Annotated in this window: 21 protein-coding genes and 1 pseudogene; 4 read left to right on the forward strand and 18 right to left on the reverse strand. The window is 65.4% G+C overall.

Annotation, left to right across the window (positions count from 1 at the left end; all coding sequences use genetic code 11):
* Positions 1–15 precede the first annotated feature (15 nt).
* The 13 genes from murC to ACP7BY_RS03415 form a co-directional block, all read right to left on the reverse strand.
* Positions 16–1,419 (reverse strand): UDP-N-acetylmuramate--L-alanine ligase, encoded by a 1,404-nt coding sequence (murC, locus tag ACP7BY_RS03355; protein WP_137902772.1) that lies wholly within the window; start codon positions 1,417–1,419, stop codon positions 16–18.
* On the reverse strand, positions 1,416–2,576 hold the full coding sequence (gene murG, locus ACP7BY_RS03360; RefSeq protein ID WP_033966939.1) for an undecaprenyldiphospho-muramoylpentapeptide beta-N-acetylglucosaminyltransferase: 1,161 nt from the start codon (positions 2,574–2,576) through the stop codon (positions 1,416–1,418). Before murG ends, murC begins: the two co-directional genes overlap by 4 nt.
* Positions 2,573–3,811: an FtsW/RodA/SpoVE family cell cycle protein gene (locus ACP7BY_RS03365; protein WP_033966937.1), complete on the reverse strand. Its 1,239-nt coding sequence runs from the start codon at positions 3,809–3,811 to the stop codon at positions 2,573–2,575. The genes murG and ACP7BY_RS03365 overlap by 4 nt, the downstream gene beginning before the upstream one ends.
* Positions 3,808–5,211, reverse strand: coding sequence for a UDP-N-acetylmuramoyl-L-alanine--D-glutamate ligase (murD, locus tag ACP7BY_RS03370; protein WP_249340844.1), 1,404 nt, complete (start codon positions 5,209–5,211; stop codon positions 3,808–3,810). Before murD ends, ACP7BY_RS03365 begins: the two co-directional genes overlap by 4 nt.
* On the reverse strand, positions 5,208–6,278 hold the full coding sequence (mraY, locus tag ACP7BY_RS03375) for a phospho-N-acetylmuramoyl-pentapeptide-transferase (RefSeq protein WP_033967285.1): 1,071 nt from the start codon (positions 6,276–6,278) through the stop codon (positions 5,208–5,210). The genes murD and mraY overlap by 4 nt, the downstream gene beginning before the upstream one ends.
* Positions 6,278–7,651 (reverse strand): UDP-N-acetylmuramoyl-tripeptide--D-alanyl-D-alanine ligase, encoded by a 1,374-nt coding sequence (locus ACP7BY_RS03380; protein ID WP_033967284.1) that lies wholly within the window; start codon positions 7,649–7,651, stop codon positions 6,278–6,280. Before ACP7BY_RS03380 ends, mraY begins: the two co-directional genes overlap by 1 nt.
* 115 nt (positions 7,652–7,766) lie before the next feature.
* Positions 7,767–9,182, reverse strand: coding sequence for a UDP-N-acetylmuramoyl-L-alanyl-D-glutamate--2,6-diaminopimelate ligase (locus tag ACP7BY_RS03385; RefSeq protein WP_137902773.1), 1,416 nt, complete (start codon positions 9,180–9,182; stop codon positions 7,767–7,769).
* Positions 9,179–10,918: a peptidoglycan D,D-transpeptidase FtsI family protein gene (locus tag ACP7BY_RS03390; protein WP_033967286.1), complete on the reverse strand. Its 1,740-nt coding sequence runs from the start codon at positions 10,916–10,918 to the stop codon at positions 9,179–9,181. Before ACP7BY_RS03390 ends, ACP7BY_RS03385 begins: the two co-directional genes overlap by 4 nt.
* A complete protein-coding gene (locus ACP7BY_RS03395; protein WP_137902774.1) occupies positions 10,915–11,508 on the reverse strand; it encodes a hypothetical protein in 594 nt (197 codons plus the stop codon). The genes ACP7BY_RS03390 and ACP7BY_RS03395 overlap by 4 nt, the downstream gene beginning before the upstream one ends.
* On the reverse strand, positions 11,508–12,467 hold the full coding sequence (gene rsmH, locus ACP7BY_RS03400) for a 16S rRNA (cytosine(1402)-N(4))-methyltransferase RsmH (RefSeq protein ID WP_137902775.1): 960 nt from the start codon (positions 12,465–12,467) through the stop codon (positions 11,508–11,510). The genes ACP7BY_RS03395 and rsmH overlap by 1 nt, the downstream gene beginning before the upstream one ends.
* The gene (locus tag ACP7BY_RS03405) at positions 12,464–12,964 is read right to left on the reverse strand and encodes a division/cell wall cluster transcriptional repressor MraZ (protein ID WP_033964889.1); all 501 of its coding nucleotides are present in this window, start codon (positions 12,962–12,964) and stop codon (positions 12,464–12,466) included. The genes rsmH and ACP7BY_RS03405 overlap by 4 nt, the downstream gene beginning before the upstream one ends.
* A 333-nt stretch (positions 12,965–13,297) precedes the next feature.
* Positions 13,298–13,606, reverse strand: a complete 309-nt coding sequence (locus ACP7BY_RS03410) for a hypothetical protein (protein ID WP_310065588.1) — start codon at positions 13,604–13,606, stop codon at positions 13,298–13,300.
* A gap of 54 nt (positions 13,607–13,660) precedes the next feature.
* Positions 13,661–14,650, reverse strand: coding sequence for a cysteine synthase A (locus tag ACP7BY_RS03415; protein WP_033964888.1), 990 nt, complete (start codon positions 14,648–14,650; stop codon positions 13,661–13,663).
* Positions 14,651–14,891: 241 nt separating this feature from the next.
* On the opposite strand from ACP7BY_RS03415, the gene ACP7BY_RS03420 reads away from it, so the two are divergent.
* The 3 genes from ACP7BY_RS03420 to aat all read left to right on the forward strand — a co-directional run bounded on the left by ACP7BY_RS03420 (position 14,892) and on the right by aat (position 16,821).
* Positions 14,892–15,266, forward strand: coding sequence for a hypothetical protein (locus tag ACP7BY_RS03420; RefSeq protein ID WP_137902776.1), 375 nt, complete (start codon positions 14,892–14,894; stop codon positions 15,264–15,266).
* Positions 15,267–15,337: 71 nt separating this feature from the next.
* A complete protein-coding gene (locus ACP7BY_RS03425; RefSeq protein WP_033964886.1) occupies positions 15,338–16,063 on the forward strand; it encodes a ParA family protein in 726 nt (241 codons plus the stop codon).
* On the forward strand, positions 16,060–16,821 hold the full coding sequence (gene aat / locus ACP7BY_RS03430; RefSeq protein ID WP_137902777.1) for a leucyl/phenylalanyl-tRNA--protein transferase: 762 nt from the start codon (positions 16,060–16,062) through the stop codon (positions 16,819–16,821). Before ACP7BY_RS03425 ends, aat begins: the two co-directional genes overlap by 4 nt.
* Before the next feature lie 35 nt (positions 16,822–16,856).
* On the opposite strand, the pseudogene ACP7BY_RS03435 reads toward aat, so the two are convergent.
* The 5 genes and pseudogenes from ACP7BY_RS03435 to ACP7BY_RS03455 all read right to left on the reverse strand — a co-directional run.
* Positions 16,857–17,090 (reverse strand): annotated as a pseudogene (locus tag ACP7BY_RS03435) (DUF2155 domain-containing protein); the annotation flags it as partial.
* A 188-nt stretch (positions 17,091–17,278) separates the two neighbouring features.
* Positions 17,279–17,671 (reverse strand): NADH:ubiquinone oxidoreductase subunit NDUFA12, encoded by a 393-nt coding sequence (locus tag ACP7BY_RS03440; RefSeq protein WP_126846878.1) that lies wholly within the window; start codon positions 17,669–17,671, stop codon positions 17,279–17,281.
* Between the two features lie 41 nt (positions 17,672–17,712).
* Positions 17,713–18,210, reverse strand: coding sequence for a DUF192 domain-containing protein (locus ACP7BY_RS03445; protein ID WP_033964884.1), 498 nt, complete (start codon positions 18,208–18,210; stop codon positions 17,713–17,715).
* 10 nt (positions 18,211–18,220) lie between these two features.
* A complete protein-coding gene (locus ACP7BY_RS03450; RefSeq protein WP_033964882.1) occupies positions 18,221–18,814 on the reverse strand; it encodes a cold-shock protein in 594 nt (197 codons plus the stop codon).
* Positions 18,815–18,909: 95 nt separating this feature from the next.
* Entirely contained in the window at positions 18,910–19,470 is a 561-nt protein-coding gene (locus tag ACP7BY_RS03455; protein WP_249340845.1) for a regulatory protein RecX, read from the reverse strand.
* A 121-nt stretch (positions 19,471–19,591) separates the two neighbouring features.
* Between ACP7BY_RS03455 and ACP7BY_RS03460 the strand changes: the two genes are divergently transcribed.
* Positions 19,592–21,382: a fatty acyl-AMP ligase gene (locus tag ACP7BY_RS03460; RefSeq protein WP_137902778.1), complete on the forward strand. Its 1,791-nt coding sequence runs from the start codon at positions 19,592–19,594 to the stop codon at positions 21,380–21,382.
* Positions 21,383–21,407 lie beyond the last annotated feature (25 nt).

The following is a 21,407-nucleotide window of genomic DNA, read 5'->3' on the forward strand; positions in this document are numbered from 1 at the left end:
AAGGGGCAAGGCTGCTCATCGCGCCGCCTCGATGCCAGCCGCCAAGCCAGCCGCCCACTTCGTAATATCGCCCGCCCCCAGGCACACCACCATGTCGCCGGGCTGCACCACCTTCGCCAGCGCCTGCGCCAACGCACCCGCATCGCCAATCGTCGCGGCCGAGCGATGCCCGCGCCGCTTTAGCCCCTCGACCAGCGCCTCGGCATCGACCCCCTCGACCGGAGCCTCGCCGGCTGCATAAACCGGCGCCACGAACACCATGTCGGCATCGTTGAACGCGCCCTGGAATTCCTCCATCAGATCGCCGAGGCGCGAATAGCGATGCGGCTGCACCACTGCGATCACGCGGTTCTGCACGCCCTCGCGCGCCGCCGACAACACGGCGCGGATCTCGACCGGGTGATGGCCGTAATCGTCGATGATCGTGACCCCATTGGTCTCACCCACCTTGGTGAAGCGCCGCTTCACGCCGCCAAACTTGGCGAAACCCTGCTGGATCGTCGCGTCATCAATACCGAGTTCGAGCGCCACGCCGATCGCGGCGAGCGCGTTCTGGACATTGTGCCGCCCCGGCATCGGCAAATCGATGCCTTCGATCGAGCGCGTCGTGCCGTCGCGGTGGCGGATGATCACCTCGAAGCGGTTGCCGCCGGGCGTGGGCGTGACGTTGATGCCGCGCACGTCCGACTGCGCCGAGAAACCATAGGTCACCACGCGCCGGTCGCGCACGCGCGGGATGATGTTCTGCACCTCGGGGTGATCGAGACAGAGCAACGCCGCGCCATAAAAAGGCACGTTCTCGACGAACTCGACGAACGCATCCTTCACCGCATCGAACGAGCCATAATGGTCGAGATGTTCGGGATCGATATTGGTGACGACCGCGATCGTCCCGTCGAGCCGGAGGAAGCTACCGTCGCTCTCATCGGCTTCGACCACCATCCAGTCGCTCGCGCCCAAACGCGCGTTGGAGCCGTAGCTGTTGATGATGCCGCCGTTGATGACGGTTGGATCCACGCCCCCGGCGTCGAGCAGCGCCGCGACCATGCTGGTCGTCGTGGTCTTGCCATGCGTGCCCGCGACCGCGACGGTCGATTTCAGGCGCATCAGCTCGGCGAGCATTTCCGCGCGGCGCACCACCGGAATGCGCCGTTCGAGCGCCGCTTCGACTTCGGGGTTGCCGCGCTTGATTGCGGTCGAGGTGACGATCACCGCCGCATCGCCCAGATTTTCCGCACGGTGGCCGATCGCGACCGGAATGCCCTTGGCGCGCAAGCCCTCCACGACATAGCCCTCGGCCACGTCCGAACCCTGCACGGCATAACCGAGATTCTTCATCACCTCGGCAATGCCCGACATGCCGATGCCGCCAATGCCAACGAAGTGGATCGTCCCGATGTCGGTTGCGACACCCCTCACGCAAAAGCCTCCCGTTTCCCCAGTTTTACCGCGCGCGGCGCGCCGATTGGCATGTCGCCCGGCGTGTCGCCCAGGCTTTCGACCAGATCGGCGAGATCGCGCACCGCATCCGGCCGCCCGCACGACCACGCCCGCCCCGCCGCATTTTGCAACGCTGCGGGGTCGAGCCCGAGCCGCTGCATCTGCTTGGCCAACTCAACCGGCGTAAAATTGCGCTGGTCGATCGTGCGCGCGCCGCCCGCCTGCGTCATTTCGCGGGCATTGGCGGTCTGGTGATCGTCGGTGGCCGTCGGCAGCGGCACCAGGATCGCCGGGCGGCCCGCACAGGTCAGTTCCGCCAGCGTCGAGGCCCCCGCGCGCGCAATCACCACATGCGCCCAGGCGAGTTGTTCGGGCAGGTCCGGCAGATAGGTGGCGAGGTCGGCCGCAATCGACAGTTCGGCATATTTCGCGCGACACGCATCGATATCCTCGATCCGCGCCTGATGCGTCACTTGCAGGCGACGGCGGAAGGCGACGGGCAGCAGCGACAGCCCATCGGGCACAACCTGGCTCAGCACGCTCGCGCCCTGGCTGCCACCCGTGACCAGCACGCGGAAGATGCTGTCCTCTTCCAGCAGCGGATAGGGTTTGGAGCGCAGCGCCAGCACCGCATCGCGCACCGGATTGCCGACCAGATGCGTCTTCACGCGCAACTTCGGGGCCAGCCGCGCCACGTCTTCATAAGAAGTCGCGATCGCATCAACTTTGTTCGCGACCAGCCGGTTGACCCGGCCGAGCACGGCATTCTGCTCATGCACTGCGGTCGGGATGCCCTGATTGAACGCCGCCAGAAGGGCGGGCAGCGCGGGGTAGCCGCCGAAGCCGATCACCGCATCCGGCCGGAAGCTCTTGTAAAGCTCGATCGCCATCGCGCGGCCCTTGAGCATTGCCGACGCCGCCTTGATATAGCCGATCGGGCCGCCGCTCAGCCGCCCGGCGGGCAGGATGTGCGTCTGGATGCCCTCGAACAGGCCGGGAAAGCGCACCCCGCGCTCATCGCTGATCAGCGCGACATAATGCCCGCGCTTGATGAGTTCCGCCGCCAGCGCTGCCGCCGGGACCATGTGCCCGCCGGTGCCGCCCGCCGCCAAAACGAAATGCCGTGCCGTGCTCATACCCCGCTCCGATGCCCGCGGCCCCGCTGGGCGATGTATTTTGATCGCGTGACGAAGGGATTGCGCCGGGTGAACGCCAGCAGCAAGCCCATCCCGATCGACAAAGCGATCAGCGAGGATCCGCCATAACTGATAAAGGGCAAGGTCATGCCCTTGGATGGCGCAAGCCCGGTATTGACCGCCATCGAAATCAGCGACTGCACACCAAATTGCGTAGCAAGCCCTGCCGCCGCGAACAGGCGAAATTCGTCCTCCTCGTCGAGCAGCTTCACGAACACCCGCACCACGATCGCCAGAAACAGCAACGCGATCACCATACATGCGAGCAGCCCGAACTCCTCGCCGATGACCGAGAAGATGTAATCGGTATGTCCCTCGGGCAGACGGAACTTCATCGATCCGCCGCCCGGCCCGGTGCCACGCCAGCCGCCTGCGGTGATCGTGTCGTGCGCCGCATTGGTCTGGAAATGGTCGGCGGCCCCCACCCCTTCCGTCCCCGGAAACAGGAAGGCGTTGATGCGCGCGCGCGCCGTACCATAGAACAGATAGGCGGCGACCAGACCGGCGGGCACCGCCGCGATCAATCCAACGATCACTTTGGGCGATGTGCCCGAAATCATCAGCAGCGCCATCCACACCACGCAGAAAACCACGGTCTGCCCGAAATCGGGCTGCAGCATCAACAGCACCGCGACCAACGCGGTCATCGCGCCGGTGATGAACACGACGGGTAACGCCTCATCCTGCGCGCGCATCGACAGAATCCACGCGACCGTCACGATGAAGAACGGCTTCAGAAACTCGGATGGCTGGAGCAGCGACACGCCAAAATTCAGCCAGCGCGTCGCGCCGTTCTTCTCGACCCCGACCACCGGCACCAGCATCAGCAGCACCAGACAGGCGATCGTCCCGATCAACGCCATCCGCCGCGCAATCGCCACCGGCAGCATCGAAACGACCAGCAACACCGGCAACGACACGCCGACCCACGCCAGCTGCCACCACAGATAATAAAACGGCGGGACATGGTGCTTGTCGTCCGAATAGCGCGTCGCCGCCGCTGGCGACGCCGCGCCAACCGCGACCAGCCCGACCGCGATCAGCAGCAGCGTCAGCAACAGCAGCATCCGGTCGATATCCCAGAACCACATGCCCAGCGCCGAGCGGTCGCCACGTCCGCCGCGCCCCTTCATGCTCCGCCACAATTTCGGGGTCGGCCCGCGCGCCTCGCTCATGCCAGCGCCTCGACCAGGCGGCGGAACTGCTGCCCGCGATCCTCAAAATCGCGAAACTGGTCGAAGGAGGCGCAGGCGGGCGACAGCAATACGGTGTCACCCGGCTGTGCATTGCGCGCGGCGGCGGCAACAGCGGTGGCGAGATCGCCGCTTTGCTCGACCGGCACCCTGCCTTGCAGGATTTCGGCGAAGCGCGGGCCCGACTGCCCAATGGTGTAAGCCCGCACCACATGCCCGAAGTGCGGCGCGCACGCGTCGAGATCATCGGCCTTGGCCTTGCCGCCGAGAATCCAGTGAATGCGCCCAAAGGCGGCGAGCGCGGGCGCGGTCGATTCGGGGTTGGTCGCCTTGCTGTCGTTGACATAGGTCACGCCGAGCAGGACGCGGACGCGCTCCATACGGTGCGCCAATCCCACAAAACTTTGCAGGCCGGCATCAATCGCGGCCTCGGGCACGCCGAGCGCCTGCGCGACCGCAATCGCAGCCAGCGCATTCTGGGCGTTATGCGGCCCCTGCAACGATGGCCAACGCGATTGGTCCATGCACACGCCAGGCGCGATCTTGGTCAGATACCCAGCCCGCGCCGACAGGCTGCGCGCGATGAGCGCCGAGGGGGTATCGCCAATGCCGATGATCGCTTCGTGCGCTGGGGACTGCATCGCGAACAAGCGGGCCTTGGATGCGGCATAAGCATCGAACCCGTCATAGCGATCGAGATGGTCGGGGGTGATGTTGAGCAGCACCGCGATATCGCAGTCGAGGCTCTGCGTCAGGTCGATCTGATAGCTGGAAAGCTCGAGCACATAGACGCCCCCTTCGGGCAACGGCTCCTGCTCCAGGATCGGCAAACCGATATTACCGCCCAAGCGCGACGGAGCGCCGGCCGTTTGCAGGATGTGATCGATCAACGAGACCGTGGTCGATTTACCGTTGGTGCCGGTGACGCCCACCACCTTGTGCGGCGGCAAAGCGGGCCGCGCCTGCGCGAACAGCTCGATATCGCCGATGATCGGCACCCCTGCCGCTCGCGCCTTGGCCGCGACCGGATGGCGGTTGAGCGGCACGCCCGGCGACACGACAAGCGCGTCGAAACCGGAAAGATCGATCGTTTCGGGATCGGCGAACGTCAATCTCTCCCTCTCCCCATCAGGGGAGAGGGCCGGGGAGAGGGGCTGTCCTGGAGTGCCGAACGTGCCGCCTGTTGCAGGCTCCCCCTCTCCCCGACCCTCTCCCCGCAAGCGGGGAGAGGGAGACGAAAGCGCTTCACGCCGCGCCGCATCCGAATCCCACGCCCTCACCGCCGCGCCGCCCGCCAGCAGCGCGCGCACGGTCGCGGCACCAGAGCGCGCAAGCCCCAGCACAGCGTAGCTCTTGCCGCGCCAGAGGGGCGATACGATCACCGGAGCTTCAACGTCGACAGCCCTGCCAGCGCGAGCACGAGCGCGATGATCCAAAACCGGATCACCACGGTTGGCTCGCTCCAGCCGAGTTGCTCGAAATGATGGTGGATCGGTGCCATCTTGAACACGCGGCGGCCAGTTCGCTTGTAGAAGAACACCTGGATGATGACGCTCATCGCTTCGATCACGAACAGCCCGCCGATGATGCCCAGCACGATTTCATGATGCGCCACCACCGCGATCGCGCCAAGCGCGCCGCCAAGGGCTAGGCTGCCGGTATCGCCCATGAACACCGCCGCCGGCGGCGCGTTGAACCACAGGAACGCCAGCCCCGCGCCGACAATCGCGCCGCAAAAGATGGCCAGATCACCCGCGTGCGGCACGTGCGGAATACCGAGATAGGCCGCGAACTTGGCGTTACCCGCCAGATACACGATCAGCATGAACGCGACTGCGGCGATGATGACCGGCATGGTCGCCAGACCGTCAAGCCCATCGGTCAAATTCACGGCATTGCCGAACGCCACGATGGTGAAGGCAGCGAACACGATGTAGAAATAGCCAAGCTCGATCACCGGCCCGCTGTAAAACGGCAAATACAAATGCGTGCCGTTTTCATGCACGATCATCGTCGCGGCGATCCCCGCAATCGCAAATTCGCAGACCAGCCGCAGCCGTCCGGAAACGCCCGCCGTGCTCGCCTTGCGCACCTTGTCATAATCATCGAGGAAACCGATCGCGGCGAAGCCCAGCGTCACGAAGGTGCAGGCCCAGACGAACGGGTTCGACAAATCCATCCACAACAGGATCGAAAACACCATCGAGGTCAGGATCATCAGCCCGCCCATGGTCGGCGTGCCACGCTTGGCGAGGTGCGTTTGCGGGCCGTCGGTGCGGATCGGCTGCCCCTTGCCCTGCCGCACGCGCAGCCAGCCAATGAAGCGCGGGCCGATCAGCAAACCCAGGAACAAAGAGGTTGCGACCGCGCCGCCGGTGCGGAACGACAGATAGCGAAACAGGTTCAGCACGCTCGGGAAGCCGAGATAGGCGGCGATGAAATAGAGCATTAGTGTTCCCCGCTCCGCAGGCCAGCGACAACCGCCGCCAGCCCCACGCCGTTCGATCCCTTGATGAGCACCGCATCGCCCGGTGCCAGCATCGTGGACAGGCTGGCGCGCGCCGCAGCGGCGTCGGCGACATGGACGAAATCGCCCTTGCCCTCAAGCGCGTTCAGCAGCGGGCGCGACCGTTCACCGACCAGAATGCCCGCTTCGACGCCAGCGGCCAGCACCGGTTCGGCGAGGCCCGCATGATAAGCATCGCTGCCCGCACCCAGCTCGCGCATTTCGCCCAGCACGACGATTTTGCGTGCGGCAGGCTCCGCTGCAAGCACCGCGAGCGTCGCACGCATCGAGGATGGGTTGGCGTTGTAGCTTTCGTCGATCACCAGCGCCTGCCCGTCGCCCACCGCGACGGTAAAACGCGCGCCGCGCCCGGCCAGACCGCCCAGTTCGGCCAGCGCGAGCCCCGCCAGCGCCAAATCTCCGCCAACCGCATCCACCGCCGCCAGCACGGCCAGACTGTTGGATACCCAATGCTGCCCCGGCTGGCTGATCGTGAAGCTCAGTTCGCGCGCGCCCACCACGGCGGTGACGAAGGTGCCGCCGCTTTCGGTGCGCATCGTTTCGATGGCGCGGACGTCTGCCCCCTTGTCAAGACCGAAGGTCACGATCCGTGCCGCATACGGCGTCGCCGCAGCGACCAGGCGATCGCGATGCGGGCTGTCGAACGGGACGATCGCGACCCCGCCCGGCTCCAGGCCCTGAAAAATCTCGCCCTTCGCATCCGCAATCGCCGCCTCGTCGCGGAAAAATTCGGTATGTGCCGGGGCGATGGTGGTGATGATCGCAACGTGCGGGCGCACCAACGTCGTCAAATGCGCCAGTTCGCCCGCATGGTTCATCCCCATTTCAAACACGCCGAAGCGCGTTTCGGCGGGCATCCGGGCGAGACTGAGCGGCACGCCGGTATGGTTGTTGTAGCTCTTGACCGAGCGGTGCGTCCGCGCCCGCGCACTCCGCTCCAGCGCGGCGTACAGCGCCTCCTTGGTGCCGGTCTTGCCCACCGACCCGGTGACGCCGATGATCTTTGCCGCCGTGCGCGCGCGGGCGGCGCGGGCAAGGTTCTCCAGCGCGGCCATCGTATCGGGGACGAGGACATGCGGGTGGACGCTCGGCTGCGATACCAACGCGCCCGCAGCGCCGCGTGCAAACGCCTGGTCGAGGAAGCGATGCCCATCGGTCGCAGCCCCGGTCATCGCGACGAACAGGTCGCCGGGGCCGACTTCGCGCGAATCGAACGTCACGCCGGTGGTGGTGAAGTCGCCCGATGCCGTGCCGCCGGTGGCAGCGGCGATCGCAGCGGAAGTCCACAGGCTCATAACTCCCCTCCCGCTCGCGGGAGGGGTTGGGGGAGGGAAGCAAGGGCGGGACAGCTTGCGCCTGTCCCCTCCCCTAACCCCTCCCGCGAGCGGGAGGGGAATAAGAAATGCCCGCTCATGCCGCCATCTCCCGCGCGACGCTGACATCGTCGAACGGCAGCACCAGATCGCCGACGATCTGCCCCTGCTCATGCCCCTTGCCTGCGATCAGGACGATGTCCTGTGGCCCGGCCATGGCGATCGCCGCGCCGATCGCCTCGCGGCGCGATCCGATTTCGGTGGCACCGGGCGCGCCTGCCAGCACCATCGCGCGGATCGCGGCAGGGTCTTCCGAGCGGGGATTGTCGTCGGTGACGATGACATGGTCGGCCATCGCCGCGGCGATGCGCCCCATTTCGATGCGCTTGCCCTGGTCACGATCGCCGCCCGCGCCGATCACCACGATCAGCCGCCCCGCCGCATGCGGCTTGAGCGCCGAAATCGCCGCTTCGAGCGCGTCGGGGGTATGCGCGTAATCGACATAAACGGGCGCGCCGTGGGCCGCGATCACCGCACGCTCCAGCCGCCCGCGCACTGGTTGCAACCGGCCCAGCGCAGCGATCGTCGTGGCGACATCGCCGCCGCACGCAATTACCAAGCCCGCCGAGGTCAGCGCATTGGCGGCCTGATAGGCACCGATCAGTGGCAGCGTAACCTTATAGCTCTTGCCTTCCGCCTCGATCACCAACCCCTGCCCCAGCAAGGTCGGCTCGCGCCCGACAAGCTTGAGCGTTTCGCCCGTGGTTCCGACCGAGAGCACGCGAAGGCCGCGCGCGCGCGCGGCCTCGGCGACGCGGGCCGAGGCGGGATCGTCCGCCCACACCACCGCCGTGCCATCATCGGCGAGCACTTCGCTGAACAGGCGCAGCTTGGCATCAAGATACGCCGCCATCGTACCGTGATAATCGAGATGATCGCGGCTGAGATTGGTGAAAGCGGCAGCCTGCACCGCCAGCCCCTCGGTGCGATATTGCGACAGGCCGTGGCTCGACGCCTCGAACGCAACATGGCTGACGCCTTCGCGCTTCAAACCGGCAACGTTGGACAGGAAAGTGACGATGTCGGGCGTGGTCAGCCCGGTCGAGACGCGGTCATCGGCGGTGGTGACGCCCAGCGTGCCGATCGAGGCGGCGTGGAACCCAGCCATCCGCCACACTTGTCGCACCATCTCGACCGTCGAGGTCTTGCCGTTGGTGCCGGTGACCGCGACCGCAACCTCCGGGAAGGGCGCGAAGAACTGCGCGGCGAGTTGGGCGAAGCGGCGGCGCGGGTTGACATCCGCAATGTGCAGCGCGCCGACGACGTGCGCCTCCGGGCGTGCCACCACCGCAATCGCACCTCCCGCGACGGCGGCGGCGATATAGTCCTCGCCATTGACGACCGCGCCCTGAAAGGCACCGAACACGACGCCCGGCGCGACCTTGCGATGGTCGATCGCAAAACCCGTGACCATCGCATCCGGCGCACCGCCGACCAGCGTTGAAAGCTTCACTGTTCCTCCGCGCCGCTCGGCGGCGTTGCCCCGGCGACGAGAGTCAGCATCGGCCGGAGATCGCTAATATCAACGTCGCGCCTCGCGTCGGGCATCACGCCCAGGATCGACCCGGTCCGCGCGATCACGCGCCCCACCACCGGCGCGGCGTTCCACGCCGCTGTCTTCCAGCCACCAGTTTCCCTGGTGCCTTCGGGCGAATCGAGCATGGCCAGCACCACATAGCGCGGCGCGTCCATCGGGAAAGCGGCAACGAAGGTGGCGACGTTGCGGTGATGGTCATAGCCGCCGTTCGACGCCGCTTCGGCGGTGCCGGTCTTGCCGCCGACGCGGTAGCCGGGCGCATCGCCCTTGCGCCCGGTGCCGTACAGGCAGACGAGCCGGAGCAACTGGCGCATCCGCGCACTTGTCTGCTCACTCAGTACGCGCCGCCCCGCAGGGGCCTGGCCGGGCGCGACCTTGAGCAAGGTCGTCGGCCGCCAGATCCCGCCATTGACCATCGTCGCATAAGCGTTCGCCAAGTGCAGCGGGGTCACTGCGATGCCGTGGCCGTAAGCCGTCGTCATCACCGTGGTGCGGCCCCAATAGCGCGGCCAGATCGGCCCGGCGCGCTCGCGCAGTTCGATCGACGGGCGCTCGCCAAAGCCCATGCCCGTGAACATCGCCGAAAGCTTGTCCTTGCCGAGCTCGTCAGCAATGCGGGCGGTCGCCACATTGGACGAATAGATCAGCGTTTCTGGGATGTTGAGCCAGCGCTTCGGGTCGCCGCGTTCGTCGTGAATCGTGAAGCCACCGACCTTGAGCGGCGCGGTGGCATCGAAGCGGCGCGCCATCGAGGTGATCGTGCCGCTCTGGATCGCGGTCGCCATGGTGATCGGCTTGAAGGTCGAGCCCAGTTCGTACACCGATTGCGTCACGTTGTTGCGCAGCGCATCGCTGGTCGTGCCGGTCAGCTTGTTGGGATTGTAGACTGGCAGCGAGGCCATCGCGATCACCTCCCCGGTGTGCACGTCCAGCACCAGTCCGGTCGCCGCCTTGGCCTGGAAGGTGACCATCGCCCGGCCGAGTTCGCTTTCCATCGCCGTCTGCACGCGCGCGTCGATCGACAGCGCAATCGGTTCGCCGCGGTGGCGCGGATCGGTCAGCCGCGCATCGAAGGCGCGCTCGATCCCGGCGCGACCCATGATGTTGGGGTCGGTCGCGGTCGGCCCGATATAGCCGAGCGCGTGCGCCGCCATCGTCGATTGCGGATAGAGCCGCTCGGGCTCGCGCGCGAAGACGATGCCGGGCTCGCCGAGCGCGTGGATCTCGTTCACCATCGCCGGGGAGGCGTGCTTGTCGAGATAGGTGAACTTGGCCTTCATCGTCAGGCGCTGCAGATACCAGGCCGAATCATGATCGGGCATCGCAGCCGCCAGTCGGTCGGCGAGGCTCTGGCGGTCGCCCAGCAATTCCGCCGGACGCACGCCGATCGTCCAGGCTTCGATGGTGCGCGCCAGTGGCTGGCCGTTGCGATCCAGAATGTCGGCGCGCACCACCGGATTGACGGTGAGCGTCGCCGCACCGGCTGGGGAACCGAGCAGACCCAGCAGTGCGATCCGCACTATCACCAGCAGGAAACCCGCGCCGATCAGCAGCATCAGCATCATCAGCCGCACATGCGCAACCGCGACCAGCGCGTGACGCTGATCGCTCGATCGCCTGGCCGGAAGGGGGCGCGCGACGAGTGTGCTCATCGCGCCGACCGGCTTTCCGCTCGAGCGCCGCTGCGCAAATCCCCGATCATGCTATCGTCGAGCAAAGCCCGGTCGAGCATCGCGACCGCAGCACGCGGCCTGGGCGGCGCGGCGGCTGCCATCGCCGCGCGCGGTGGGGGAACGGCGCGCTGGATCACCGCGCGCTCGTCTCGCGATGCGGGTGCCACGGCTGTGGCGGGTTGCGGGGCGGGAGACCGCTGGCTGGTCATCGCGGTAACGGGCGCTGCGGGCACGAACGAGGCCATCTGCACGGCGGGCGTTCCGGGCGCAGGGGCGCTGCCCGGTTCGATCGAAGCGAGCGCTGCTTCGTCCTGCACAAACTGCCCCTCGGCCGGTGCGACCAGCCCGAGCGTCTCGGCATTCCATTTGTCGAGCTGCGCGAGGTTGGCGCGGGTGTCGAATTCGGTCTCCAGCGCGCGGATATCCCGCCGCGCACGCTCGATCTCGCTCGCAGTGCGGTCAAGCTTCTTGCGTTCCGCCGCAACCTGCAACGGCACGAGCAGAAAGCCGAGCGCCACCGCGACGCCGGCCAGAAACCATCCGAGACTCTTCCACGCCAGCCCCAGCATTATAACAATCCCTCTGTCCCAGGTGTTTCCGGCCACGCCGCGGCACCGGTACGCCGTGCAGTACGCAAGGTGGCCGACCGCGCACGCGGGTTGCGCGCAATCTCATCGTCACTGGCGCGAACCCCGCGCCCGACCTGTTCGAAGCTCGGAGCGTGCTTCGCCGCCACTTCCGGCAAGTGCCGCGATCCCGATGGCAGCCCGCCCGAGCGCTCGCGCAGGAAACGCTTGACCATGCGATCTTCCAGGCTGTGAAAGGTCACCACCGCCAAGCGCCCGCCAGGAGCGAGTACACGCTCGGCCGCCGCCAACCCGTCGGCCAGCTCGCCCAGCTCGCGATTGATGTGAATACGAATCGCCTGGAAGGTCCGCGTCGCCGGGTCCTTCTTGTCATGCGGTTTGTAGCCGAGCGCACGGCGCACGACATGCGCCAGCTCGCTCGTCCGCGTGATCGGCCGCGCGGCGACAATCGCGCGCGCGACCCGTTTCGCGCGCGGCTCCTCCCCATAGGTCTTGAGCACGTCGGCAATCCGACCTTCGTCGGCTTCGTTGACGAAGTCGGCGGCGCTTTCGCCCTCCTGGCTCATCCGCATGTCGAGTGGGCCGTCCGACTGGAAGCTGAACCCGCGCTCGGCCTGGTCGAGTTGCATCGACGACACGCCGATGTCCATCGTCACACCCTGCACCGGCACGACCTCGCGCGCGGTCAATTCGGCATCCAGCGCGGAAAAAGTGGCAGGAACGAGCGTCAGCGCGCCATCGGCGTCGCGCACCAGCGCCTCGCCTGCCGCAATCGCATCCGGATCGCGATCAAAGGCGAACACGCGTGCGCCACGCGCCAGCATCGCCCGCGTATAGCCGCCCGCGCCGAAGGTCGCGTCGACATGGACCTCGCCGGGCGCAATGGCGAGCGCGTCGACCACTTCCTCCAGCAGCACGGGAATGTGCGGGGCGTCGCTCACAGCGCAATCCCCTTCACCTTGCAGTGATAGCGGCACGCCGCCTGCATCGCCGGATCGACATCGACCGCATCGACCAGCGTCTTTGGATCCCAGATCTCGATCCAGTCAAACGTGCCCCAGAAGAAGGCGTTCTCACCGATATTGGCGTAATCGCGCGGGAAACCCGGCATGATGAAGCGGCCCGAGCCGTCGAACGGCACGGGCTCGCCGCTCGCGCCGCGGCGCTTCAAATTGTAGTTTGGCTCACCCAGTTCATTGAGCTGGCGCGCCTGGATCGCCTCGATCTCGGCCTTCAGGATTTTGACATAGGCCGGGTCATAGGCGCGCAGGCATTTCTGTTGCGGATGGACGCCGACGATGACGGTGCCGCCATCCTTGCCGTCGGCACGCGGGCTGTTGGTCGCCAGCGCTTGTCGCAGCGATGCAGGAATCGCGACCCGGCCCTTGTCATCGACAAGACCGAGGCCGTCTCCCTGATATTCGCTCCGATCGTCCACGCTTACCCCGCACCCGTCGGGCAAGCCCCTCCCGTGCCCAGAATCGCGGGATCGCGACGCTAGGTGCCCGCATGGTCAGCGCATGATGCGCAGGCGAGATGAGTCTGCCCCTGATGGATCAGAAGTAACACGGGGCGAGCCGGGGATACAAGGGGAAACACGGGGATTTGAGGGGAGAGAGCCTCAATCGTCGCGTTTCTTCGGGGATTTTAGGCGTGCCATATCAGCTTGTTCTTGGTGCGTTCGCAGATCGAGGGGTTACAATCGGGGGATTAACCGGCAAAACCGGTCCCGGCGGGGCGTTTTCCCCGAAAATCCCCGGTGAAGGGGGCGTCACCGAACGGGTGCAGCAGCAGCCTTTGACGAAGCAGCATCGCTCTGATTGCTGGCGGGGGTAACGGCACTGGGCGCGACGCCGAGCTCGGCCAGCGGCTCCTTCGCCGAATCGGCGGTATTTCCGGAAACCATCGTCGCGACAACATCGGGACGCGCACTACCGATAGCGGCAACTTGCCGATCGCGACTGACCGTCGCGAAGATCGCGGCAGCGAGGCCGATGAGCAGCAGGACCGCGGCGAGGCCGATCATCCCGACTTTCGCACGCTGCATCGTCTGCGCTGGGTCTTGAGCAAGAATTTTCATAGGCTGTGGCATAAATGTAACGCGTTAACGCGTGCTTGTCGATGCCGACGATTCTCAGCCCCTAAGCCAGGGCGGAACCGCCAAGCCCTTCTCCTCCAGCCAGGCGCGATTATAGAGCGTTGAGAGATAGCGAAAACCGGTGTCGCACAGGATCGTCACCACGCGGCTGCCAGGTCCAAGCTGGCGCGCCAGTCGTACCGCCCCTGCCACGTTTATCCCCGACGACAGGCCGAGACACAGCCCTTCTTCCGCCAGCAGCCGCGTCACCCATTCCATTCCCTCCGCATCCGAAATGCGAAATTGCGTATCGATCGGCGCGCCCTCCAGATTGGCGGTGATTCGCCCTTGCCCGATTCCCTCGGCGACCGAAGAGCCCTCGGCCTTCAACTCGCCATGCGCATAATATTCATAGAGGGCAGCACCGTGCGGGTCGCTGAGCGCGATACAGACAGCCTCGTCCTTTGCCTTCAGCCCCATCCCGACTCCCGCGATCGTGCCGCCGGTGCCAGCCGCGCAGGTGAATCCATCGATTCGCCCGTCCATCTGCGCCCAGATCTCCTCGGCGGTGCCAACGATATGCGCTCGGCGATTGGCGATGTTGTCGAACTGGTTGGCCCAAACCGCGTTCGCGGTTTCCTCCGCGATCCGCCGCGACGTGTGGACGAAATGTGCCGGGTTCGAATAGGGCGCGGCCGGCACCAGCACGAGCTCGGCCCCGAGCGCGCGCAACGTGTCCATTTTCTCGCGGCTTTGCGTCTCGGGCATCACGATGATCGTGCGATAGCCTTTGGCATTGGCGACCAGCGCCAGGCCGATCCCCGTATTACCGGCGGTCCCCTCGACAAAACACCCGCCGGGCTCGATCAGCCCCCGCGCCTCCGCATCCTCGACGATGCCGAGCGCTGCGCGGTCCTTTACCGAAGCGCCGGGATTGGCAAATTCACATTTGCCGTAAATCTCACCCCCGGCCGCCTCGCTTGGCCCCTTGAGCAGGACGAGCGGTGTATTGCCAATAAGGGCGAGCGAGTTTGGGGTGACGTGCATACATCCTGAAATGCCGCGTGTTGGCGACCGGGGCAAGCGAGCGTTGCTTGGGCTCGTGCAAGCGCAAACGCTTAAAGCGACAGGACGGGCCGCCCATTACCCCAATCGGCGCAAAATCCCGGCGGAAAATCGGCGAAAATGTGGAGCTTGTGTTACGGAATTATTGCGGCGCAAAAAATGACGCACCTTACGGGAAACACCACTCTTGACGCCCCGTGCTGCGTGCGCGAAGAAAAATGCCATGACCAAGCGCATCCTCCCCACCGCCGCCCTTTTCCTGATGCTCTCGGCTTGCGAAAACAAGCCGACCGAAGTGTCGACGGTCGCGCCCGACCCGATGGCGTCGGTGCTGGCCAACAAGGCCCCGGTCGAATTGCCGCCCGCGATCCGGAAGGAAGTCACCTTCCGCTGCAAGGACAACAGCCTTGTCTACGTCACCTTCTTCCAGGGCGACAAGCAGGCGCTGGTCAAGGCGACCGAGAAGGGTACGCCTGTCAAGCTCACCGCCGAAAAGGCAGGCGATCCGCTCAAGGCCGATGGCTATGAAATGACCGGCAACGAAAAGGCGGTGACGCTGACTCAGCCGGGCAAGCCCAAGCAGCTTTGCGACATCTGATCTTCGCCACCGGTTGCACGCATCGTCGGCATTCGCCACGATAGGCCGTTCCTGAGCGAGGGGCTAAAACAGTGTCGACGATTGCGATCTACAGTTTGAAAGGCGGCGTCGGCAAAACGACGCTCGCCGTCAATCTTTCCTGGGCATCGGCGACGCTGTCCTCGCGGCGGACGCTGTTGTGGGATCTTGATCCGCAAGCCGCCAGCACCTTTTTGCTGTCGCAACGCGCCGACAACGGCAAGCTCAAGGATCAGGCGCAATCGGTTTTCGCCAAGGATGTCGAACCCGACAAACTGATCGAAAAGACCGCGACGCCCCGGCTCGACCTGATCGGCGCGGACGCCTCATTGCGCGGGCTCGATCTGCTGTTCCACGAACTCGACAAGAAAAAGCGCCTGCAAAAACTGCTGGTCGGGTTGCGCAAGGATTATGATCGCATCCTGCTCGACTGCCCGCCCGGCCTGACCGAGACCAGCGACCAGGTGATGCGCGCGGCCGATCTGATCGTCGTCCCGGTCATCCCGTCGCCACTGTCCGAACGGGCGCTGGCCGAGGTCATCAAGCACCTTGGCACCAAAGCGCAGATCATGCCGGTCCATTCGATGGTCGATCGTCGCCGCAAACTTCATGCCGAGGCACTCGCCCGCCATCCCGATTGGCCCGTCGTGCCAATGGCCAGCCTCATCGAGCAAGTCACCGCCAGGCGGGCCCCCGTCGGCAGCTTCGCCGCGCGATCAGCCGGAGCACAGGCGTTTGCGCACTTGTGGCAGGCGATCGAGCGCCGCTTGGCTGCGTGACCCGCGCCACGGACGACTCGCCCTCCCCTCGCCAAACGCTCGACCCGCAACTGGTGCTGGGGGCCTATTCGGTCGGCGTCTTTCCGATGGCCGACAGTCGCGACGCCGAAGAGGTCTACTGGGTCGAACCGCAAGCGCGCGCGATCCTGCCGCTCGATGGCTTTCATCTCTCGCACTCGCTGCGCAAGACCCTCGCCGCGGATCGTTATCGCGTCACTGCGGACACCGCCTTTGCGCAAACGCTGCGGTTGTGTGCGGAATCGGTCCCGAACCGGCCAGACACCTGGATCAACCCCGGGATCGAACGCGTGTTTATCCAGCTTCACGCGATGGGCTTTGCGCATTCGGTCGAGGTCTGGGACGGAACGACGCTGGTTGGCGGGCTTTACGGATTGGCACTGGGGCGCGCCTTTTTCGGCGAAAGCATGGTCAGCCGCGCCCGCGATGCGTCGAAAGTGGCGATAGCCTGGCTGGTGGCGCGGCTGCGCGTTGGCGGCTTCACGCTGCTGGATTGCCAGTTCATGACCGATCACCTCGCCTCGCTTGGCGCGATCGAGATCAGCCGTAGCGACTATCTGGTGGCGTTGTCGGCCGCGATCGCGGGAGCGGTCGGCTCGGGGGCCTCGGCGTCGGGGGTGGGCGACTTCTTCGCGCTGGATCGAGCGGCCTCGCCGGTGTTGGACAAACCGGTTCCCGCCACGGAGTTCGGTCCGCCTTCGGGGAAGGTCATCGCGCAACTCTTGACCCACACATCATAAATCGGGTGCTGCACAACGTTGAGCGCGGGTCGCTCCTTGAACAGCCACCCCGAAAAAACGCGTCGCCAGTTCTTGTCGCTGCCCGCGACATCAACCTGGACGAATGCCCCGGTATAATGTTCCTGCTCCCACGGCGCGGTTTGCTCGCACGCGCGCAACCGCACTACGACATCACCGATCCGCGCCGCCTTTCCGGGTTTCAGCACGATATCGCGCGACACGCCGTTACGCTTGTTCAACAGTCCCAAGGTCGCGACGCGTTCCGCCATCGGGGTCGCACCATAGCTCGGATCGACTCCGTCCCCGACATCCACCGTGACGATGTTGCTGGCGCTGGTGTCGGCGTCGAGCGCGGTTTCAGGGGTTTCCTTGGGTTCCGGCGCAACCGTTTTCGACGGGCTACACCCGGCCAGCACTGCGGCAAGTACCAGCGTCACGCCGCCCGGCGCGGGACGAATCACGCGTCGGGCGTCCACGCTTCGTAATCGCCGGTCGCGGGGGCACGCACACCGCCCTTTTCCAGCGCGCCGCTCGGGCGATAGGCGGCTACCGTGCCGGTCAAATTGGGCTCGGCCGGCTTTTGCCAAGCGCGCGGCGCAGGCAGCGCGCGCGACGGCACGTCATCGACTTGATGGTGGAGCCAACTGAACCACTCGGGCGCGACTCGGCTCGAATCATTGGGACCGTTGTAGATCACCCAGCGGCGTGGATTGCCCGCGGTATCGCGCCCGCCCTCATAATAGACGTTGCCAAGCGCGTCTTCGCCTACGCGCGCCTTGCCGCGCAGACCAAAGGCAGTGCCCCAGCTCGCGCCGGTCCACCAGGTGAAAGGATTGAGATTGATGCCCATGAAATGCGCTTAGCGCGACCCAGTGCTGCCTTCAACTGCGATCACTGGCTCTTCCGTCCGGCCCAGGCAACATGATCGCCTTCGGCGATGCCAAGGTCGAGCGCGCGGCCCCCGCGAAGTTCCAGCACCGCGCTGACCGGTTCGCCCGACGGGATCTGCGTTTCCGACTGCGGCGCGGTATTTTCGGCGATCCGCGCGATCGTGCCGTCTGCACGGATGAAAATAATGTCGAGCGGGCTCGGCGTGTTCTTCATCCAGAAATTCGCCTCGCGCGGGGGGCCACCCTCTGGCGGATAAGGGGCGAACAGCATCCCGCCATTTTGCGGAATGTCGGTGCGGAACATCAGCCCCCGCTCCTGCTCATCCTTGGTGCGGGCCGTCTCGACGAGGAAGGTATGTTGGCCGTTGGCGCTCTTGATGGTCACCGTGACCGTCTGCGCCGATGCCTCGACCGGATCGGATGCCGCAGTCGTGCCGCTGCAGCCACTTGCCACGCCCAGCGCCGCAACGGCCAACAGCGTTACCCATCGAACGCGCATGATACGGGATTCAGCCTTCCTGTTGCACGACCACTGCAAGGGGGCCTTTATCCCCTGCAACCATCCGCGCAAGCAATAGCTGCCCCGGCTCTACATCGGCCAGCCCAGACCGACGCAACGTCTCGACATGGACAAAAACATCCGCCGAATCGTCATTGCGCACCAGAAAGCCATAGTCTTTCAGTCGATTGAACCACTTGACCGTAACCGGTTCGAACGGGCCCGCTTTATCAAGACCGCAGTCGCGATCCTGCGCGATGGGGGCAGACAGCCGCAGGCGGTCGAGCGGTTCGGCGGCATCGGTCAAATCGATCGAAAGAATCTCGATGGCCTGCAGTCCACGATCTCGCAAAGCCGCCACGCATTCCAGACGCGCGCCTTCGGGAAGGCTGCGCCGCCCGTGCGGGCGCAACACCGAAAAATGAATGAGGATATCGCCCACGGTCGGATCGTCGGCGACCAGGAAGCCGAACCCGCGCGTGATGTCGAACCATTTTAAAACACCCGAATAGACGCGGGTCAACGCGCCGGTCGTAGTCGTCTCCGCCTTGGCCTGTTCCGCGCTTTTCGATCTATCGGGCAACAAAATCGTTTCGTTCAGCATGCCGATACCCCCCCACTCGCTGGCGTAGCACCGACCGCAGGCTAGAGAAAAATCAGACAAGTTCTGTGCGAAACTCCACAGACAGGAAGCGGAATCTATCGGTTTTCGAACAATCGATCGCAATCCTCATCGGGTGCCATCATGGCAATACGACGCGCGAGCGTGAAATCGTGGCCGCCGCGAATCATCGCCGCAATGTGCTTTTCGCGCTCCGTTCGATCCGCCTGTACGCGCGCGAAAGGCCCGATTCGACGGCGGCGGGCAAAGGCCAGCGCGGTCTCTACTGCCCGCGTGGCAACGTCCGGCACAATCGCCGCGCGGTCCTCCTCGGCGAGGCCAGCCTCGCGCAGCGCGCCCGTCACGCGGCGCATGCCCAGCCCGCGCCGCCCCATCGCCGCCGCCCGCGCCTCCCCAAAGGCACGGTCGTCAATATAGCCAAGATCGGCCAGCTTTTGGGCCAGCGCGGCAGGGTCAGCGTCTTCGCCTTCCCATCCACGCTCACGAACCTTCCGCAAAAGGTAGGCGGTCAACCGGCCCCGCGTCGTCGCGAAACGTTCGACATAGCGCAGCGCAAGGCGCTCCAATGCCGCTGCATCCAATGCGGGCGCAATGCGTATCTCTTTGGGATTTGACGGGTTACGGATGGGATCGCGCATGACGCCATCATTGTGCCACAGTCGAACCGGATTTTGAACGCTTGGCATAAGCAGGGGTGCATGCCGAAGGAATTAGAGGCGCAGCGGCCGCGTGCCGTTGCGATCAAGGGCACAAAGACACATGACTATCGATGTTTCGGGCGATCTTTTGGGCGATGCAGAAGTGCGAACCGTCGCAGTGGAAACACCCAAGGCGATCGCGACACCGACCGAGGACACACTGGCGCGACGGTTCGCCGATTTCGACACGCTGGGCGAAGCGCTCGATTATGCGGCAAGCGGACAACGCGGGCTGAATTTTCACGATGCGCGGGGGTCGCTGACGCGGCCCTACCGGTTCGCCGAGCTGCGCGACGATGCGCTGGCGATGGCGCGCCGACTGATCGCAGCAGGGATCGAGCCCGCCCAGCGGATCGCGATCGTCGCCGAGACCAGCCCGGAATTCGCCGCCCTGTTCTTCGGCGTTATCTATGCAGGGGCCTGGCCCGTGCCTTTGCCGCTGCCGACATCGTTCGGCGGGCGTGATTCCTATATCGAGCAGCTGCGCGTTCAATTGACGAGCTGCGATCCGGTGATGCTCATCTATCCCCCGGAACTATCTCAAATGGCGGGCGATGCAGCGGGATTGGCCGGAGTCGCAGGCATGGATTGGTCCACCTTTGCCACCCGTGCAGCGCCTGATGTGGCCCTGCCCCAGCCGCGCGGCGACGACATCGCCTATCTGCAATATTCAAGCGGGTCGACACGCTTCCCGCATGGCGTGGCGATTACGCACCGCGCCCTGCTCAACAACCTCGCAGCGCACGCCCATGGCATGCAGCTGATCGAGAGTGACCGCTGCGTGTCGTGGCTGCCCTGGTATCACGACATGGGCCTGGTCGGCTGTTTCCTGTCGCCCGTCGCCAATCAGGTTTCGACCGATTATCTGAAGACCGAGGACTTCGCGCGCCGTCCGCTCGCGTGGCTGGACATGATCAGCCGTAACCCCGGCACTTCGGTCAGCTATTCGCCAACCTTCGGCTACGACATTTGCGCCCGCCGCATGTCGAGCCAGACCAAGGCGTCCGACCGCTTCGACCTGTCGCGCTGGCGCATCGCGGGCAATGGTGCCGACATGATCCGGCCCGACGTGATGCAGAGCTTCGTCGATTCCTTCAGCGACGCCGGTTTCAAGGCCAGCGCCTTCCTGCCGAGCTATGGTTTGGCCGAGGCGACGCTGGCGGTGTCGATCATGCCGCCGACCGAGGGCATTCGCGTCGAACTGGTCGAGGAAACCCAATTGTCGGGCGTCCCCGTCGGGCAGGACCGGCCACAGCGGTTCCGCGCGATCGTCAATTGCGGCAAGCCCGTGCGCGACATGAAGGTCGAGATTCGCGAAGAAGACGGCACGCCGCTGCCCGAACGCGCGATTGGCAAGGTGTGGTGCTCGGGGCCGTCGGTGATGGTCGGCTATTTCCGCGACGAGGCGTCGACCAATGCCTGCCTGGTCGATGGCTGGCTCGACACCGGCGATATGGGCTATCTCAGCGACGGTTATGTCTACATCGTCGGCCGCGCCAAGGACATGATCATCATCAACGGCCGCAACCACTGGCCGCAGGATATTGAATGGGCGGTCGAGCAACTGCCCGGCTTCAAGGCGGGCGACATCGCGGCCTTCGCCATCACCACCCCCGGTGGGGAAGAAACCCCCGCCGTTCTTGTACAGTGCCGCAGCTCGGACGATGCCGAGCGCCTGCGCCTGCGCGATGAGATCCGCGAACGGGTGCGTTCGGTTACCGGGATGAACTGCGTGATCGAACTGATCCCGCCGCGCACATTGCCGCGCACCAGCTCGGGCAAGCTCAGCCGGGCGAAGGCACGCAACCTGTATCTGAACGGCGATATCAAGCCCTACGATCTGGCGGCGTAACGGCCCGCAAAAAAGTCGGGCGGCT

This window comes from Sphingomonas sp. PSPC2-2 (assembly GCF_049897725.1).
In the GTDB taxonomy this organism is placed as follows: domain Bacteria; phylum Pseudomonadota; class Alphaproteobacteria; order Sphingomonadales; family Sphingomonadaceae; genus Sphingomonas.

Bases quoted from the DNA above. Each gene is read 5' to 3' on its own strand.
- ACP7BY_RS03440 (WP_126846878.1), bottom strand. From the start codon at position 17,671: ATGGGCATCAATCTCAATCCTTTCACCTGGTGGACCGGCGCGAGCTGG.
- mraY (WP_033967285.1), bottom strand. From the start codon at position 6,278: ATGCTCTATTTCATCGCCGCCTATCTCGGCTTCCCGAGCGTGCTGAAC.
- ACP7BY_RS03450 (WP_033964882.1), bottom strand. From the start codon at position 18,814: ATGCTGAACGAAACGATTTTGTTGCCCGATAGATCGAAAAGCGCGGAA.
- ACP7BY_RS03460 (WP_137902778.1), top strand. From the start codon at position 19,592: ATGACTATCGATGTTTCGGGCGATCTTTTGGGCGATGCAGAAGTGCGA.
- ACP7BY_RS03380 (WP_033967284.1), bottom strand. From the start codon at position 7,651: ATGAGCCTGTGGACTTCCGCTGCGATCGCCGCTGCCACCGGCGGCACG.
- ACP7BY_RS03415 (WP_033964888.1), bottom strand. From the start codon at position 14,650: ATGCACGTCACCCCAAACTCGCTCGCCCTTATTGGCAATACACCGCTC.
- ACP7BY_RS03455 (WP_249340845.1), bottom strand. From the start codon at position 19,470: ATGCGCGATCCCATCCGTAACCCGTCAAATCCCAAAGAGATACGCATT.
- ACP7BY_RS03420 (WP_137902776.1), top strand. From the start codon at position 14,892: ATGACCAAGCGCATCCTCCCCACCGCCGCCCTTTTCCTGATGCTCTCG.
- murG (WP_033966939.1), bottom strand. From the start codon at position 2,576: ATGAGCACGGCACGGCATTTCGTTTTGGCGGCGGGCGGCACCGGCGGG.
- ACP7BY_RS03395 (WP_137902774.1), bottom strand. From the start codon at position 11,508: ATGCTGGGGCTGGCGTGGAAGAGTCTCGGATGGTTTCTGGCCGGCGTC.
- ACP7BY_RS03445 (WP_033964884.1), bottom strand. From the start codon at position 18,210: ATGCGCGTTCGATGGGTAACGCTGTTGGCCGTTGCGGCGCTGGGCGTG.
- ACP7BY_RS03390 (WP_033967286.1), bottom strand. From the start codon at position 10,918: ATGAGCACACTCGTCGCGCGCCCCCTTCCGGCCAGGCGATCGAGCGAT.
- ACP7BY_RS03365 (WP_033966937.1), bottom strand. From the start codon at position 3,811: ATGAGCGAGGCGCGCGGGCCGACCCCGAAATTGTGGCGGAGCATGAAG.
- ACP7BY_RS03410 (WP_310065588.1), bottom strand. From the start codon at position 13,606: ATGAAAATTCTTGCTCAAGACCCAGCGCAGACGATGCAGCGTGCGAAA.